Origin of the sequence: Pseudomonas sp. BP8, assembly GCF_017875955.1 — a bacterium.
GTDB lineage: Bacteria > Pseudomonadota > Gammaproteobacteria > Pseudomonadales > Pseudomonadaceae > Aquipseudomonas.
Window position 1 is genome coordinate 4,150,192 of record NZ_JAGINK010000001.1, and the last position, 16,445, is coordinate 4,166,636.

The following is a 16,445-nucleotide window of genomic DNA, read 5'->3' on the forward strand; positions in this document are numbered from 1 at the left end:
GCTCAGCCTCGCTCGCCGAGGCTGGTGCCCAGGCGAGTCAGGGCCAGTTTCAGGGCATCGGCGAGGTTCGACTTGGTGGTCAGCGTACCCAGGTCCAGGCCCAGGTGAACGATGGTCTGGGCGATCTGCGGACGCACGCCACTGACAATGCAATCGGCGCCCATCAAGCGAATAGCGGTGACCGTTTTTAGCAGGTGCTGGGCCACCAGGGTATCGACGGTGGGCACCCCGGTGATGTCGATGATAGCAATCTCCGAACCGGTGTCGACAATGCGCTGCAGCAACGACTCCATGACGGTCTGGCTGCGCGCCGAATCCAGGGTGCCGATCAGCGGCAAGGCGAGCACGCCATCCCACAGCTTGACCACCGGCGTCGACAGCTCGAGCAATTCCTCTTGCTGGCGCTTGATCACCCCTTCACGGGTCTTCTGATAGGTGCGGATGGTCTGCAGACCGAAGGCGTCGAGCAGTTGCGAGATTTCCCACAGCTGCTCGGCCAACAGCGCCGGCTGCTCGCGGTAATGGCTTTGCAGCAAGGTGAACAGCGGGCCCTTCAGGGCGAAGATGAAGTACGCCGTCTGGTGCGATTCCTGGCCGATCTGGGCGCGACTGGTGGAGAGCTTGTCGAGGAATCGGCGGGTTTCTTCCCAGCCTGCGGCGGCGATATTGCCGCCGCTTTCATGGCGTAGGCCATCGATCATCAGTTGGAGAAATTCGCGGGTTTCCTGACGCAAGTCGTGGTCCTTGATATTGCGTGTAGCGCCGTTGGCCTCCAGCCCGGCAATCCAGTCCCCGAGCAATTGTGCCTGATTGCCGATGATCGCTTCCAAGGTGCTGTTCTGCAGTGCTGCCATGTGCCTTGCTCTCCTGAAAAATGCTTGCCGGGGTACCGGTAATTTTGCGACCCGCAAAGATCGACATCTGCCGGTGAAAACAGTTTTGCTGACAGGGAAATATTTGCAGTGGCGCTGCGCCGTGCAGCTAACTCTAGGCCAAGATCCGCGGCTGGGCGGGCAATAGGCGCAATCCATTTGCCCTGTAGCGCGAACCCGTGGCATAGATGCGGGTCAACGTCCTTGCGTGACCGCTTCGCGCCCCTTCAGGAGAACCCGTGCATGAGCAAGCCTGCCTACGTCCCGCCCAAGGTCTGGAGCAACGACGCCGCCTCCGGTGGCCAGTTCGCCAACATCAACCGCCCGATCGCCGGGCCGACCCATGACAAACAGTTGCCCGTTGGCAAACAACCTCTGCAGCTGTATTCACTGGCCACACCCAATGGCGTCAAGGCCACTATCCTGCTCGAAGAGCTGCTCGCCCTCGGCCACGCCGGAGCCGAGTACGACGCTTGGCTGATTCGCATCGGCGAGGGCGAGCAATTCTCCAGTGGCTTTGTCGCGGTCAATCCCAATTCAAAGATCCCTGCCCTGCTCGACCGCAGTGTCGAACCCCCGATCCGGGTGTTCGAGTCGGGCTCGATCCTGGTTTACCTGGCGGAAAAATTCGGCGCGTTCCTGCCAACGGAACCGGCCGCACGTACCGAGACGCTGAACTGGCTGTTCTGGCAGATGGGCGCGGCGCCCTACCTGGGTGGCGGTTTCGGCCACTTCTATGCGTATGCACCAGAGAAGATTGAGTACGCCATCAACCGCTTCACCATGGAAGCCAAGCGTCAACTGGATGTGCTCGATCGGCGCCTGGCCGAGAGCCGTTACCTGGCGGGCGATGAATACAGCATCGCCGACATCGCCGTGTGGCCCTGGTATGGCCAACTGGTGCGCGGCAAGCTGTATGACGCTGCGGAGTTTCTTGCGGTCGATGAGTACCGCAATGTGCAACGCTGGGCCGAGGCGATCGCACAACGGCCGGCGGTGCAGCGCGGCACCCGGGTCAATCGCACGTGGGGAGATGAAGCTTCGCAGGTGGCTGAACGCCATAGCGCGGCCGACCTCGACTGATTTGTGGCGTCACTCGGAATACCGGGGCTGCAGAGCAGCCCCCGGCAATGCAGGCTTGCACGACGAATCACGATCAAGGACGCAAGGGGCCACCAGTCACAGCACAGCGAATGAATCAGCCGACAACTGACAACCCCAAGAATCCCTGCAAACTTCCTACCCCACCAAATGCAGATAATGCAGGTGCCGCTCAAAGTGATCGAGGATGTCCCCGATTACCTCGTCCTTCGACCACCCCATCACATCATGATCCTGGCCACCTTCGCGCAAATGCACTTCAGCGCGGAAGTACTTGCGCTCCTCGCCCGGCGTATCGCTCATGACGAAACTCGGCATGGCATAAGCCTGCGGCTTGATTTGATAGATGAACGGGTCATCGCTGGGGCCGACCTTGAGCATGATACTGCCCTCTTCGCCCTCCTCGACGCTGCATTCGTACCCCTGCCCGCGCCACTCCTGCGCCACCGACTGACAAGCCGGCAGGCCCACTTCGCTGATGAAGCGCTGCACATGCGCCCGGCGCGGGAACATCGCCAGGGTGCGCAGGCGCCGCTGCCAGTTACTGGCGCCACGCGACGCTGTTGGCGAAATGGCCAGCGCCTGATGGCGCAGGCTGCGCTTGGTGGCATCCAGTTTCAGCGCCTTGAGCAGCCCGCGCATGCTACACAGCAAGGCAATGGTAAACGGCAGCGCACTGGCGATGGTTGCGGTCTGCAAGGCCTTGAGGCCGTCGGCCAGCAACAGGGCGATGGCCACCAGGCCCATGCTCGACGCCCAGAAGATACGCTGGCGGACCGGCGTCTGCTCCTGCCCGCCGGAGGCCAGCATGTCGACCACCATGGCGCCGGAGTCAGCCGATGTGACGAAGAACACCACCACCATCACTACCGCCAAGGTGCTGATGGCGGCGGTAAACGGGAAGTGCTCGAGGAACGCGAACAACGCCAACGAGGTGTCCTGTTCGACCGCCTGGGCCAAGTCCTGAAAGCCCTGGTCGAGAATCATGTGGATCGCGGTATTACCGAACACGGTCATCCACAGCAAGGTGAACGCGGTCGGCACCAACAGCACGCCAGTGACGAACTCGCGAATGGTCCGGCCGCGGGAAATCCGCGCGATGAACAGGCCGACAAAGGGCGACCAGGCTAGCCACCAGCCCCAGTAGAACAGGGTCCAGCCTCCGATCCAGTCGCTCGGCTGGTAGGCGTACAGGTTGAGCGTGCGGCTGACGATCTCACTGAGGTAGCCGCCGGTGTTCTGCACGAACGTCTGCAGGATCAGCACGGTCGGCCCAAGCAACACCACCATCAGCAACAACAGCACGGCCAGGCCAAGATTGAGCTCAGAGAGCCGGCGAATGCCCTTGTCCAGGCCGGAAACCACCGACAGCGTCGCGAGGAAGGTGGTGCCGATGATCAAGGCGATCTGCACCGGTATCGACACCGGCACGCCGAACAGCGCGTTCAGGCCGGTGTTGATCTGCGCCACGCCAAAGCCCAGCGACGTGGCCACGCCCAGTACCGTGCCGATAATCGCGAAGATGTCCACGGCATGACCGATAGGCCCATAGATACGCTCGCCAATCAGCGGGTACAACGCAGAGCGCAAGGTCAGCGGCAGGCCGTGGCGGTAACTGAAGTAGGCCAGGATCAGCGCGACGATGGCGTAGATCGCCCAGGCATGCAGCCCCCAATGGAAGAAGGTGATGCGCATCGCCTCGCCCGCCGCCATCACCGTGCCTGCATCCCCCACCGGTGGTTTGAGAAAGTGCATCACCGGTTCGGCCACGCCGAAGAACATCAGGCCAATACCCATGCCGGCGGAAAACAGCATGGCGAACCAGGTGGTGCTGCTGTAGTCGGGCGTGCTGTGGTCCGGGCCCAGCTTGATGTCGCCATAGCGGCTGATGCCAAGGAATACCACGGTGCCAAGAATGATCGCCACCGCCAGGATATAGAACCAGCTGACATTGGTGATGATCCAGCCTTGAACCACGGCAAACAGGTTTTGCGCGTTCGATTGGAACACGCTTGCGTATATCACCAGCACGAGCAGGAGGATGGCGGAGATCCAGAAGACCGGGGGGTTGATGGATGAGGGTGTTTCGGGTCGTTGCGAATTGGACATGCGTTGCAAGCTCCGGATCGGCGTCATGCGTGGATCGGCCCCGTCAGGCGGGGACGGCCAGTTTTCTGGCCAGGTAACAGACTGCGACCTGCGCGACAGGCCGCGTGTTCCCTCGCCACCGTGCCGTAATGCAACAAACCATTTCAGCGCTGCAAGCCTGCCCTGGGATAGGCTTCTTGCTACACTCGCGGCCATGATTTTCCACCTGCACAGTTGGTGACAGCATGATCGAGGTAACCGAGGTTTCCATTGCCGAGTTGCGCGCTGCGCTCGAGAGCGGCCGCACAACGGCGGTCGAGCTGGTCAAGGCCTACCTGGCCCGCATCGACGCCTATGACGGCGCAGCCACCGCCACGGCCCTGAACGCCGTGGTGGTACGCAATCCTGAAGCCATCAAGGAAGCCGAGGCTTCCGACGCCCGCCGCGCCCGTGGAGAATGCCTGGGTCCGCTGGACGGCATTCCCTATACCGCCAAGGACAGCTACCTGGTCAAGGGCCTGACCGCGGCATCGGGCAGCCCGGCCTTCGCCAAGCTGGTGGCCCAGCGCGATGCCTTCACCATCGAGCGCCTGCGTGCTGCCGGAGCAGTCTGCCTGGGCAAGACCAACATGCCGCCGATGGCCAACGGCGGCATGCAGCGCGGCGTCTATGGCCGCGCCGAAAGCCCCTACAACGCCGCGTACCTGACGGCCCCCTTCGCCTCCGGCTCATCCAACGGCGCCGGTACCGCCACCGCCGCCAGCTTCGCCGCCTTTGGCCTGGCCGAAGAGACCTGGTCCAGCGGCCGTGGCCCGGCGTCCAATAACGGCCTGTGCGCCTACACGCCGTCGCGCGGGGTGATCTCGGTGCGCGGCAACTGGCCACTGACGCCGACCATGGACGTGGTGGTGCCGTATGCACGGACCATGCACGACCTGCTGGAGATCCTCGATGTGGTGGTCGCCGACGACCCGGACAGCCGTGGCGACCTGTGGCGCCTGCAGCCGTGGGTACCGATCCCGGCAGCGTCGGCCGTGCGCCCGGCGTCCTACCTCGACCTCGCCCTCGCTGCCAGTTCGCTGCAGGGCAAGCGCTTCGGCGTGCCACGCATGTACATCAATGCCGACGACGAAGCCGGCACCTCGGAAAAACCGGGTATCGGCGGCCCGACCGGCCAGCGCATCAACACCCGTGCCAGCGTCATCGACCTCTGGCATCAGGCACGCCAAGCCCTGGAGGCTGCCGGTGCCGAGGTGGTCGAGGTGGACTTCCCGCTGGTATCCAACTGCGAGGGCGACCGCCCCGGCGCACCTACCGTGTACAACCGCGGCATCGTCTCCAAGGAATTTCTCCACGACGAACTGTGGGAACTCTCGGGCTGGGCGTTCGATGACTTCCTGGGGGCCAACGACGACCCCAACCTCAACCGCCTGGCCGATGTCGACGGGCCACAGATCTTCCCGCATGACCCTGGCACCCTGCCCAACCGTGAAGATGACCTCGCGGCGGGCATGGACGAGTACGTCAACATGGCCAAGCGTGGCCTCAAGAGCTGGGATCAGATCGCGACCGTCCCGGACGGCCTGCGCGGTCTGGAGAAAACCCGCAAGCTCGACCTTGAAGACTGGATGGACGCGCTCGGCCTGGATGCGGTGCTGTTCCCGACCGTAGCCGACGTCGGCCCGGCCGACGCCGACGTCAATCCGGCCTCGGCGGACATCGCCTGGAGCAACGGAATCTGGGTAGCCAATGGCAACCTGGCGATCCGCCACTTGGGTGTGCCAACGGTGACCGTGCCCATGGGCGTGATGGCCGATATCGGCATGCCGGTGGGGCTGACTTTTGCTGGCCGCGCCTATGATGACTCGGCCCTGCTTGGCTTTGCAGCCGCCTTCGAGTCGACCGGCTCGCGCCGCGTGGTTCCGCCGCGTACTCCCGTCCTGGACTGATAGCGCTTTGTAAAGCAACCGAATTCCTGTAGGAGCGGGCTTGCCCCGCGAAGAGGCCAGTCCGGCCGCCGTGGTTCATGGGCACCGGCTCTGCCGGTTTCGCGGGTGCAAGCCCGCTCCTACAGGGTATCGGGGCGATTTCCACTGGGTGTGCGCCGATCCAGCGGCGATGTATTGCATTGACGCGCCGAGCCAAATTCAACAGAATGTTAGAAATTGACATTCTGTTGAACATTATATGCCTGCGCCTCACCTTCTGCGCGAACGCGAACTCGTGCTCGCCACCTTGAAAGCCGCCATTGCTGCCATTGGCAGCGTCGCCGGACGCAACATGGAGATCTTGCTGCACGATCTCGAGCAACCTGAGCAATCGGTGGTCGCCATCGTCAACGGGCATCTTTCCGGCCGCGTCGTCGGCAGCCCGATCCTTGCCGCACCCGAACAGGATCAAGGCTTCAAGGCGCTGATGCGCGCTGGGCAGAAGCACGGCTGCGAGCCGGTGGTCTTGCCCGACTATCCCACCACCCTCAAAGGGCGCACCTTGCGCAGTGCCACGGCGATCTTGCGCGACAGCGAAGGGCAACCTTTCGCCAGCCTGTGCGTGAACGTCGACAACAGCGGCCTGGATGCTGCGCTGGAGTTCCTGCAGCAGTTGCAGCCAGTGGGGGTCAGCCAGATTTCGAGCGTGCCAGACGAGCCTGCCGACATGACCGTGCTGATGGCCGAGATCATCGACAACGCCCTCAACAGCGCGGGCCATGGCCGAATGAACAAACAGGCCAAGGTCGAAGCCGTGCGGGTCATGCAGGAGCGTGGCCTGTTCATCGTCAAGGGTGGCGTGGAAAAGGCCGCTGCGGCCCTCGGCGTTACCCGTTACACCGTTTACAACTACCTTGAGCAACTGCGTGGCGAGCCCACCGCAGCGGCTCGTGACGACTGACTTCACGGAGATCACCATGCCCTTGCACATCCATACGCCACTGATCGAATCGCGACCACTCTCCATGGCTGGCGGGCGCTCGATCTGGCTCAAGCTCGAGGCCCTGCAGCCTTGCGGCTCGTTCAAGTTGCGCGGGGTGGGTCACGCCTGTGAAATTCATCACGCCCGCGGCGCACGTCATTTCGTTTCGTCATCGGGCGGCAACGCCGGGCTGGCAGTAGCCTATGCCGGGCGCCGCCTTGGCGTGCCGGTGACCGTGGTCGTGCCGCAGACCACCACCGAGCGGGCCAAGCAGTTGCTGCGCCTGGAAGACGTCAAGGTGGTCGTGCACGGTGGCTCGTGGCAGGAAGCCAATGAACTGGCGCAGACCCTGGTCGGGCCGCATGACGCCTTTATCCATCCGTTCGACGACCCACTGTTGTGGGCTGGCCACGCCAGCATGATCGACGAGGTGGCCGAGGCGGGTTTGAAGCCGGATGCGGTGGTGCTCTCGGTAGGTGGCGGTGGCCTGCTCAGTGGTGTGGTCGAAGGGCTCAAGCGCAATGGCTGGGGGGATGTGCCGGTGCTGGCGGTGGAAACCGACGGGGCGGCCTCTTTGCATGCCGCTGCCCAGGCGGGCCATACGGTAGAGCTGGAGCAGCTGGCTTCGGTGGCGACCTCGCTGGGCGCCAAACGTGTGGCCGAACAGGCGATGGAGTGCCTGCGCACTCACCCTGTGCAGTGCCACCGGGTCAGTGATCGGCAAGCGCTGGAGGCCTGCGAGCGGTTCTTGCTTGATCATCGGCTGCTGGTGGAGCCGGCTTGCGGGGCAGCCTTGGCGTTGGCTTATCAGGTTGGGGCGTTGAGCGATTACAAGCAGGTGCTGGTGGTGGTGTGCGGCGGGGCTACTGCGACGTTGGAGCAGATCCAGGCTTGGCTGGGGGCGATTGGGCAAGACTGACAGGCGTGGCGACTCGGGCTTGTAGATTGGGGGCTTATCCATTCGATGTAGTGGCTTTTCGGGCCCCTTCCGCCCTTACGGCGGGTCACTTTTTTTCTTGGAAAAAAGTAACCAAAAACCGCTTGCTCCATCATCCGGCCCTTCGCTGCGCTACGGGTCCCCTCGCTCCGGTCTTGCTCCTGAAGTCGCTGTAGATCAAGAGCAAGATCAAGATCAACAGCCAGGGCAACGGCTGGCGAATCGCTGCGCTCTCGCTTTGTTTATTTACCAGCGGATTTGTGGGGTGGCATGGCAGGGCTGTGCCCTGCGATTTGTATTGGCAGTACCGGCCTCTTCGCGGGACAAGCCCGCTCCTACAGGGATTGCGCCGAATTCAAAATTTGCGCCGACCCTGTAGGAGCGGGCTTGTCCCGCGAAGAGGCCCGAATATCCACCACCAATGCCACTATCGAAAACAACGCCAGCCCAGACACCACCCGTAACTTCGCGACTTCAGGAGGCCGAGCGGAGGTCTTGCGCAGGGAGGTGGAGGCCATGGATGGCCGGAAAGCGCTGAGGCCCAGGATGGGCCGTACAGCGCGGTCCTCCCGAAGCAAGACCGGAGCGAGGGGACCCGTAGCGCAGCGAAGGGCCCTAAGCAAGCCAAACCAAGCCAGCAGCCCCCCCGAACAATCCGTGAAGAACCCAAAAAAAAGCCCATGACCAGCACGGGCAAGAGCACTACCACCACAGAACCTTAGTGATCCATTTCATCCTTGGTAACCTGCCCGCTGTGCGGATCAACATGGAATTCGTACTTCATGCCATCGGCCTTCATGCCCTCGCCTTCCCAGTGCCCATCATCCGCTTCGATCTTGGTGATCTGGGTGTAGCCCTTAGCCTTGAGGCTGGCCTCCGCCTGATCCTTGCTGATCTTCCAGTCGGCCCCAGGCTGATCAGCCCAAGCCGCACTGGCGCCAAGCGCACCCACCAGGGCCAGACCGGTAAACATTCGAGTCAATGCTTTCATCGTGAACGTCCTTTTGCGTGAAGGTATGACTTCCGACCGGCCGCTCACAGCATTTGTTCAGTCGCTTTCTCGCGCTCATCCGATTATCGCGGAACGCCTGGCGCCAGCGCTTACGATGGTCACATTGGCATGTTCAACTGCGCCTGCTGGCTATCCAGTAGCAACGAGACACAGAACTCAGACGAAATGCGTCTTCGACCCTTTCGATATGCGGCAAGGGAAGGCACAATGCGTGTCCTTTTTTTGGCCGGCCTGGCCGGGGGCCTTAAATGATCAAGACGCCGTACTACCTCATCGACAAACAAAAGCTGCTGGGCAACCTCGAGAAGATCGCCTACGTGCGCGAAAACTCCGGGGCCAAGGCCCTGCTGGCACTCAAGTGCTTCGCCACCTGGTCGGTGTTCGACCTGATGCAGCAGTACATGGACGGCACCACCTCGTCCTCGCTGTACGAGCTCAAACTCGGTCGGCAAAAATTCGAAGGCGAAACCCACGCCTACAGCGTGGCCTGGGCCGACGACGAAATCGCAGAAATGCTGGAGAACTGCGACAAGATCATCTTCAACTCGATCGGCCAGTTGCAGCGCTTCAGCGAACAGTCCGGGGGCAAGGTCCGCGGCTTGCGCGTCAACCCGCAAGTGAGCAGCTCCGACTACCTGTTGGCCGACCCTGCGCGCCCGTTCAGCCGCCTCGGCGAGTGGGACCCGGAGAAGATCGAGAAAGTCATCGGGCAGATCTCCGGCTTCATGTTCCACAACAACTGCGAGAACGGCGACTTCAGCCTGTTCGACCAGATGCTCTCGCACATCGAAGAACGCTTCGGCCACCTGCTGCACAAGGTCGAGTGGGTCAGCCTCGGTGGCGGCATTCATTTCACCGGTGAAGGCTACGCACTGGACGCCTTCTGCGCGCGCCTCAAGGGCTTCTCCGAGAAGTACAGCGTGCAGGTCTACCTCGAGCCGGGCGAAGCGGCGATCACCCAGAGCGCCTCGCTCGAAGTGACCGTGCTCGACACCCTGTTCAACGGCAAGAACCTCGCCGTGGTCGACAGCTCGATCGAAGCACACATGCTCGACCTGCTGATCTACCGCCTCGACGCCAAGATGGCCCCCAACGATGGCGAGCACACCTACATGGTCTGCGGCAAATCGTGCCTGGCCGGTGACATCTTCGGCGAGTATCAATTCGAGCGCCCGCTGGCCATCGGTGATCGCCTGTCGTTCGTCGACGCGGCGGGTTACACCATGGTCAAGAAAAACTGGTTCAACGGTCTGAAGATGCCCTCCATCGCGGTCAAGCAGCTCGACGGCAGCGTCGAAGTGGTGCGCGAGTTCGGTTTCGAAGACTACGTTTCCAGCCTGTCGTAAGACCGGCCTTTAGTAAGGAGCAAGGGATAAATTGAAGAAGAACGTTCTTATCATTGGTGCAGGAGGTGTCGCCAAGGTGGTGGCCCACAAGTGCGCGCAGCATAACGACGAACTCGGTCGTATTGCCATTGCGTCGCGGAACATCTCCAAATGCCAGGCCATCATCGACAGCGTCAAGGCCAAGGGTAGCCTCAAGGTACCCGCCGACATCCAGGCCTTCTCGCTCAATGCCCTCGATGTCGAAGCAACCAAGACGCTGATCCGCGAGACCGAATCGCAGATCGTGATCAACGTTGGCTCCGCCTTCCTCAACATGTCGGTGCTGCGCGCCTGCATCGATACCGGTGTCGCCTACCTGGACACCGCAATCCACGAAGAACCGGGCAAGATCTGCGAGACCCCGCCGTGGTATGGCAACTACGAGTGGAAACACCTCAACGAGTGCCAGGAAAAGAACATCACAGCCATTCTCGGCGTCGGTTTCGACCCGGGTGTGGTCAACAGCTATGCCGCCTTGGCACAGCAGCAGTATTTCGACCAGATTGACTCGATCGACATTCTCGACGTCAATGCCGGTTCGCATGGCAAGTACTTCGCCACCAACTTCGACCCGGAAATCAACTTCCGTGAGTTTACCGGTCAGGTCTGGAGCTGGCAGAACAGCCAATGGACCAGCAACACCATGTTCGAGGTGAAGCGCACCGACGACCTGCCGGTGGTAGGTTCGCAGAACCTGTACCTGACCGGTCACGACGAAGTGCATTCGCTGTCGAAGAACCTTGGCGTGCCGAACGTGCGTTTCTGGATGAGCTTCGGTGAGCACTACATCAATGTGTTCACCGTGCTGAAAAACCTCGGCCTGCTCTCCGAGCAACCGGTGAAGACCGCCGAAGGCCTGGAAGTGGTGCCACTGAAAGTGGTCAAGGCCGTGCTGCCTGACCCGTCCTCGCTGGCGCCGGGCTACACCGGCAAAACCTGCATTGGTGACCTGGTCAAGGGCACCAAGAACGGCCAGCCGCGCGAAGTGTTCATCTACAACGTAGCTGACCACGAAGAGGCCTACGCCGAGACCGACAGCCAGGGTATTTCCTATACCGCAGGCGTCCCTCCGGTAGCCGCTGCGCTGTTGGTCGCGCGCGGTCAGTGGGACGTGCAGCGCATGGCCAACGTCGAGGAGCTGCCAGCAGAGCCGTTCCTCAAGGCGCTGGACGTGATGGGTCTGCCGACCCGCATCAAGGATGAAAACGGCGATCGTCCTTGGGACGCTGAAGCCTAAGCAACAAGCCGAAGGGGCGCCATCATGGCGCCCCTTCTGCATTGTGCAGGGCTAACCGGCTGCGCCTGCACCGTGCTGCTGCCAGATAGACGCACTGGCTGGCCTGCGCTATCTTCCCGGCGCTGCGCACCCGCCTGCCAATCCCGGCCACACAGGCGCACGAACAGGACTGTCGTCAATGCCACAGGTTTTGCAAAGCCGCTACATCGCGGTGCTTATCGGTTTAGCCTTCGTCTTTCTCGATCAATGGGTCAAGCTGCTCGCCCTCGCAGGCCTTCAGGCGCAGAGCTTTACCTTCGGCAACAGCCTGGCCTGGCTGGACGTTGCCCTGAGCCTCAACCCTGGCGCTTTTCTCAGCCTTGGCGCCAACTTGGCGCCCGGCCTCAAGCAACTGATCTTCGTCCTCGCGGTCGGCGTGGTCTGCTGCTGGGCGATCGGTTGGGCCCTGTCACGCTGGACGCGCACCCCGGCGAAAGCCGCGGCGGCCTATTTCATTGCCCTCGGCGGGCTGTCCAACCTGATCGACCGGGTGGTACGCGAGGGGCATGTGGTGGACTACCTGGTGATCAATCTCGGCCCATTACACACCGGCGTGTTCAATATTGCCGACATTGCCATCATGGTCGGGGCGGCGGTGCTGGCCTTGGATGGTCTGAAGAAGCCGGTAAAGGCCTGAGAGCAGGCCTGCTGGAATTGGACTACAGACCACACCGTCGCGCTGCCAGAACGCCCCGGCAATTTCTACCGGCTTGGACAATTGGCGACTACGCTTTTGCCGACATGCACTTGGGTGCAATCGAACCCACTGGTGAGGTACAACGGCTGAACCTGCTGCACTGCGAGCTGGTGGCCCGAGAAAGCGCCTGAAGCGAGGTGCCAGTACAAATCACTCGCCAATCCCCTGCGTCTCAGTGCACCCTTGGGTTTCTCAAAGAATTGATCGGCAACGCACATGGCAAAATGGTTGGCAGGCAGCGGCTTGATGGTCGAGCGCATTCGCGAGCACGACTGGGCATCCACACCGCTGGGGCCGCTCGAGGCCTGGCCCGATACACTCAGGACCACAGTCGCGCTGTGCCTGGGCTCGCACTTTCCCCAGGCTGTACTTTGGGGCGATGCGCTGATCACGCTGCACAACGATGCCTTCCTGGAGATCCTCGGCGACAAGCCGTCCGCCCTGGGCCGCCCGTTTCAAGACGTTTGGCAGGAAGCCTGGGACAACATCCGCGCCATGGCGAATCAGGCACTGGCCGGCGATGCGGTGTTCATCGAGAACTTTCCGCTGATCATCGAAAGACACAGCGGCCCTGAGCGGGCTTATTTCACCTTCTGCTACAGCCCTATTCGCGACCAGAACGGCCACATCGTCGGCATGCTCGACACCGTCACGGAAACCACTTCCAACGTGGTCGCCAACCAGCGCCTGAACTTTCTCGACCAGCTGGGCCGCGCGCTGAGCAACGCCACCGATCCGGCGTGGATCATGGCCACCACCACGCGCATGCTGGTAGAGCACTTGCAGTTGTCCAGTAGCGCCTATGCAGTGATGGACGCCGACCAGGACGGCTTCACCATTTGTGGCGACTCGGTAGCTCCCGGTTCACCGCGCCTGATCGGCCAGTACCGCCTCGCCGACTTTGGCCAACTGGCAGTGCAGCAGTTGCGCGCCGGCCTGCCCCTGGTGATCAACGACAACGTCAGCGAGCTGGCGCCACAGGAAGCGGCGACCTTTCAGGCCATCGGCATCACCGCGACCATCTGCATGCCGTTGATCAAGGACGGTCGCCTGACCGCTCTGATGGCGATCCATGACCGCCACCCGCGCGCCTGGACCAACCACGAACAGGTGCTGATCAGCGAAGTTACCGAGCGCTGCTGGGCGCACATCCAGCGGGTCCAGGCGTATGCCCAGGTGCGCGAAACGGCCGCGGCCCTGGAGGCGCTCAACGCCACCCTGGAACAGCGTGTAGAACAGCGCACGCAACAGTTGCAGCACACCGAGGCGGTGTTGCGCCAGACGCAGAAGCTCGAAGCGATTGGCCAACTGACCGGGGGCGTGGCCCACGACTTCAACAACCTGCTGACCATCATTCGCTCGTCGCTGCACTTCCTGCAGCGGCCGGGCCTGGACGACGACCGGCGCCAGCGCTACCTCAAGACCATGTCCGACACGGTCGACCGCGGCGCCAAGCTGACCGGCCAACTGCTTGCTTTTGCCCGCCGCCAGGCCCTCAGCCCGCAGGTGTTCGACGCGGGGCCGAGGCTCGAGGCCATCGCTGAAATGCTCGATACCACTACCGGTGCGCGCATCCAGGTGAGCCTGGAGCTGCCTGACGCGCCCTGCCATATTCGCGCAGACCTCGGCCAGCTGGAAACGGCAGTGATCAATCTGATGATCAACGCCCGCGATGCCATGGCCGGCGAAGGCAGCCTGCTGCTGCGCCTGCGCGCCGATCAGCCGATGCCAGGCCAGCCGGCAGCCGCCGGCCAGTTCGCGGCCATTTCGGTGAGCGACAGCGGTACCGGCATCGCCCCGGAGCTGTTGGAGCGGATCTTCGATCCGTTCTTCACCACCAAAGCAGCAGGCGAAGGCACCGGCCTTGGCCTGTCGCAGGTATTTGGCTTCGCCAAGCAATCGGGTGGCGATGTGCAGGTCAGTAGCGTACCGGGCCAAGGCACCACGTTCACCTTATACCTGCCCCAGGAGCAGCTTGCGGGGCAGCTGCACCAGCCTGACGAGAGCTGCGCTGCGGGGCTGCCAGGTGACAGTGGCGGGCAGCGGGTCCTGCTGGTCGAGGACAACCCTGATGTCGGCAGCTTTACTGCGCAGGTGCTTACCGACCACGGCTATGCCGTCAGTTGGGCTGTCTCGGCCGAAGCCGCGCTGAGCCTGTTAAGCGAGCCGTCGGCGCAGTTTGACGTGGTGTTTTCGGATGTGGTGATGCCTGGCATGGGCGGCCTCGCGCTGGCCGGGCAACTGCGCCTGGACTACCCGCAATTGCCGGTGCTGCTGACCTCGGGTTACAGCGAGGCCATGGCCGAAGGTGGCCATCAGGGCTTCGATTTTCTGGCCAAGCCATACTCGGCGGAGCAGCTGTGCCGGATGCTGGGCAAGATCCTTGGGTCGGCGTAAGGCCCATCCCTTTCAAGGTCTTTGAAATTTGGTCTGGCTTGAGTGAGCCGGGGCTGCTTTGCAGCCCTTTCGCGACACGAGGCCGCTCCCACAGGGATAGCGCATGCCTCAAGAGCGGCGCGGTTTGCCCTTGTGGGAGCGGCCTTGTGTCGCGAAAGGGGTGCGTAGCGCCCCCAGCACTGCTGGCCTCCATGATGAAATCTGGAGGTATCGCAAAGACCCTGAAAGGGATGGGCGTAAGGCCGGCCTGACAATCAGCCAGTGGCGGACATTGCCCTCAGGCACCACGCACCTTTTTGTGTGCCCCTCTCGTTGCGACGCGCATTTCTCGGTATGGTGGTAACCAAGTAGGAATTTTACATGCACAGGAAAGACTTAGATGCCCCAACGCAATGTAATCAATGCATCCGTCAGCCCCAAAGGCAGCCTTGAAACGCTGTCGCAACGTGAAGTCCAGCAACTGAGTGAGGTCGGTACCGGCAGCCTCTACACCCTGTTCCGTCAATGCGCCCTGGCGATTCTCAACACCGGCGCCCACGTCGATAACGCCAAGACCATCCTCGAAGCCTACAAAGACTTCGAAGTGCGTATCCACCAACAAGACCGCGGTGTGCGCCTTGAGCTGCTGAACGCGCCCGCCGATGCCTTCGTCGATGGCGAAATGATCGCCAGCACCCGCGAAATGCTGTTCAGCGCCCTGCGCGACATCGTCTACACCGAAAGCGAACTGGCCAGCCAGCGCATCGACCTGGAAAGCTCCCAGGGCATCACCGACTACGTCTTCCACCTGCTGCGCAACGCGCGCACCCTGCGCCCCGGCGTAGAGCCGAAAATGGTCGTGTGCTGGGGCGGTCACTCGATCAGCACCGAGGAATACCAGTACACCAAGAAGGTCGGCCACGAGCTGGGCCTGCGCAAGCTGGATGTCTGCACCGGCTGTGGCCCGGGCGTGATGAAGGGGCCGATGAAAGGCGCCACCATTGCCCATGCCAAGCAGCGCATGCACGGCAGCCGCTACCTGGGCCTGACCGAACCGGGGATCATCGCCGCCGAGGCGCCAAACCCGATCGTCAACGAGCTGGTGATCCTGCCCGATATCGAGAAGCGCCTCGAAGCCTTCGTGCGGGTTGGCCACGGCATCATCATCTTCCCCGGTGGCGCCGGTACGGCCGAAGAGTTCCTGTACCTGCTGGGTATTCTCATGCACCCGGACAACCAGGACCTGCCGTTCCCGGTGGTACTGACCGGGCCGCGCAGCGCTGAGGCCTACCTGCAACAGTTGAGTGCATTTGTTGGCGCGACGTTGGGCGAAGAGGCCCAGCGCCATTACCAGATCATCATCGATGATCCGGCCGAGGTGGCCCGGCAGATGGTCGAGGGCCTCAAGGCGGTCAAGCAGTTCCGCCGCGAGCGCAATGACGCCTTCCACTTCAACTGGCTGCTGAAGATCGAGGAAGGTTTCCAGCGCCCGTTCGACCCCACCCACGAGAACATGGCCAACCTCGCCTTGCGTCGCGAGCTGCCACCGCATGAACTGGCGGCCAATTTGCGTCGGGCGTTTTCGGGCATTGTTGCCGGTAACGTCAAGGACAATGGCATCCGCCTGATCGAAGAGCACGGGCCCTATCAGATTCGTGGGGACAGCGCGGTGCTCGATCCTTTGGGTCGGCTGCTGCAGGCATTTGTCGATCAGCACCGGATGAAATTGCCGGGTGGTGCAGAGTACGTGCCGTGTTATCAGGTTGTGACCTGATCACCCGAGGGGCCGCA

General features: G+C 62.3%; 12 protein-coding genes. 9 read left to right on the plus strand and 3 right to left on the minus strand.

The genetic code is table 11. The features are described from left to right. Positions 1–2: 2 nt before the first annotated feature. Positions 3–854 carry an STAS domain-containing protein gene (locus J3B00_RS18085; RefSeq protein ID WP_209869680.1) on the minus strand — a complete coding sequence of 284 codons (852 nt, stop codon included), beginning with the start codon at positions 852–854 and terminating at the stop codon, positions 3–5. 261 nt (positions 855–1,115) lie between these two features. On the opposite strand from J3B00_RS18085, the gene yghU reads away from it, so the two are divergent. Further along, complete coding sequence (gene yghU / locus J3B00_RS18090; protein WP_209869683.1) at positions 1,116–1,955, plus strand: glutathione-dependent disulfide-bond oxidoreductase; 840 nt, start codon at positions 1,116–1,118, stop codon at positions 1,953–1,955. A gap of 156 nt (positions 1,956–2,111) precedes the next feature. Here the strand turns inward: yghU and betT are convergent, their stop codons facing one another. After that, positions 2,112–4,082, minus strand: coding sequence for a choline BCCT transporter BetT (betT, locus tag J3B00_RS18095; protein WP_209869686.1), 1,971 nt, complete (start codon positions 4,080–4,082; stop codon positions 2,112–2,114). A 224-nt stretch (positions 4,083–4,306) separates the two neighbouring features. Here betT and J3B00_RS18100 point away from each other — a divergent pair, with 224 nt between their 5' ends. The 3 genes from J3B00_RS18100 to J3B00_RS18110 all read left to right on the plus strand — a co-directional run bounded on the left by J3B00_RS18100 (position 4,307) and on the right by J3B00_RS18110 (position 7,890). Next, positions 4,307–6,010 carry an amidase gene (locus J3B00_RS18100; protein WP_209869689.1) on the plus strand — a complete coding sequence of 568 codons (1,704 nt, stop codon included), beginning with the start codon at positions 4,307–4,309 and terminating at the stop codon, positions 6,008–6,010. Between the two features lie 238 nt (positions 6,011–6,248). Beyond that, a complete protein-coding gene (locus J3B00_RS18105; protein ID WP_209869694.1) occupies positions 6,249–6,950 on the plus strand; it encodes a PAS domain-containing protein in 702 nt (233 codons plus the stop codon). A gap of 16 nt (positions 6,951–6,966) precedes the next feature. Further along, the gene (locus J3B00_RS18110; protein WP_209869697.1) at positions 6,967–7,890 is read left to right on the plus strand and encodes a pyridoxal-phosphate dependent enzyme; all 924 of its coding nucleotides are present in this window, start codon (positions 6,967–6,969) and stop codon (positions 7,888–7,890) included. 736 nt (positions 7,891–8,626) lie between these two features. Here the strand turns inward: J3B00_RS18110 and J3B00_RS18115 are convergent. Further along, positions 8,627–8,899: a PepSY domain-containing protein gene (locus J3B00_RS18115; protein ID WP_209869700.1), complete on the minus strand. Its 273-nt coding sequence runs from the start codon at positions 8,897–8,899 to the stop codon at positions 8,627–8,629. A 269-nt stretch (positions 8,900–9,168) separates the two neighbouring features. Here J3B00_RS18115 and J3B00_RS18120 point away from each other — a divergent pair, with 269 nt between their 5' ends. The 5 genes from J3B00_RS18120 (at position 9,169) to ppnN (ending at position 16,428) form a co-directional block, all read left to right on the plus strand. Beyond that, positions 9,169–10,266: a carboxynorspermidine decarboxylase gene (locus tag J3B00_RS18120; protein WP_209869703.1), complete on the plus strand. Its 1,098-nt coding sequence runs from the start codon at positions 9,169–9,171 to the stop codon at positions 10,264–10,266. A gap of 31 nt (positions 10,267–10,297) precedes the next feature. Beyond that, complete coding sequence (locus J3B00_RS18125) at positions 10,298–11,542, plus strand: saccharopine dehydrogenase family protein (RefSeq protein ID WP_209869706.1); 1,245 nt, start codon at positions 10,298–10,300, stop codon at positions 11,540–11,542. 178 nt (positions 11,543–11,720) lie between these two features. Beyond that, a complete protein-coding gene (locus J3B00_RS18130; protein ID WP_209869709.1) occupies positions 11,721–12,218 on the plus strand; it encodes a signal peptidase II in 498 nt (165 codons plus the stop codon). Between the two features lie 276 nt (positions 12,219–12,494). Next, positions 12,495–14,675 (plus strand): ATP-binding protein, encoded by a 2,181-nt coding sequence (locus J3B00_RS18135; RefSeq protein ID WP_209869713.1) that lies wholly within the window; start codon positions 12,495–12,497, stop codon positions 14,673–14,675. A 379-nt stretch (positions 14,676–15,054) separates the two neighbouring features. Further along, positions 15,055–16,428: a nucleotide 5'-monophosphate nucleosidase PpnN gene (ppnN, locus tag J3B00_RS18140; protein WP_209869716.1), complete on the plus strand. Its 1,374-nt coding sequence runs from the start codon at positions 15,055–15,057 to the stop codon at positions 16,426–16,428. The last annotated feature ends 17 nt before the right edge of the window (positions 16,429–16,445 follow it).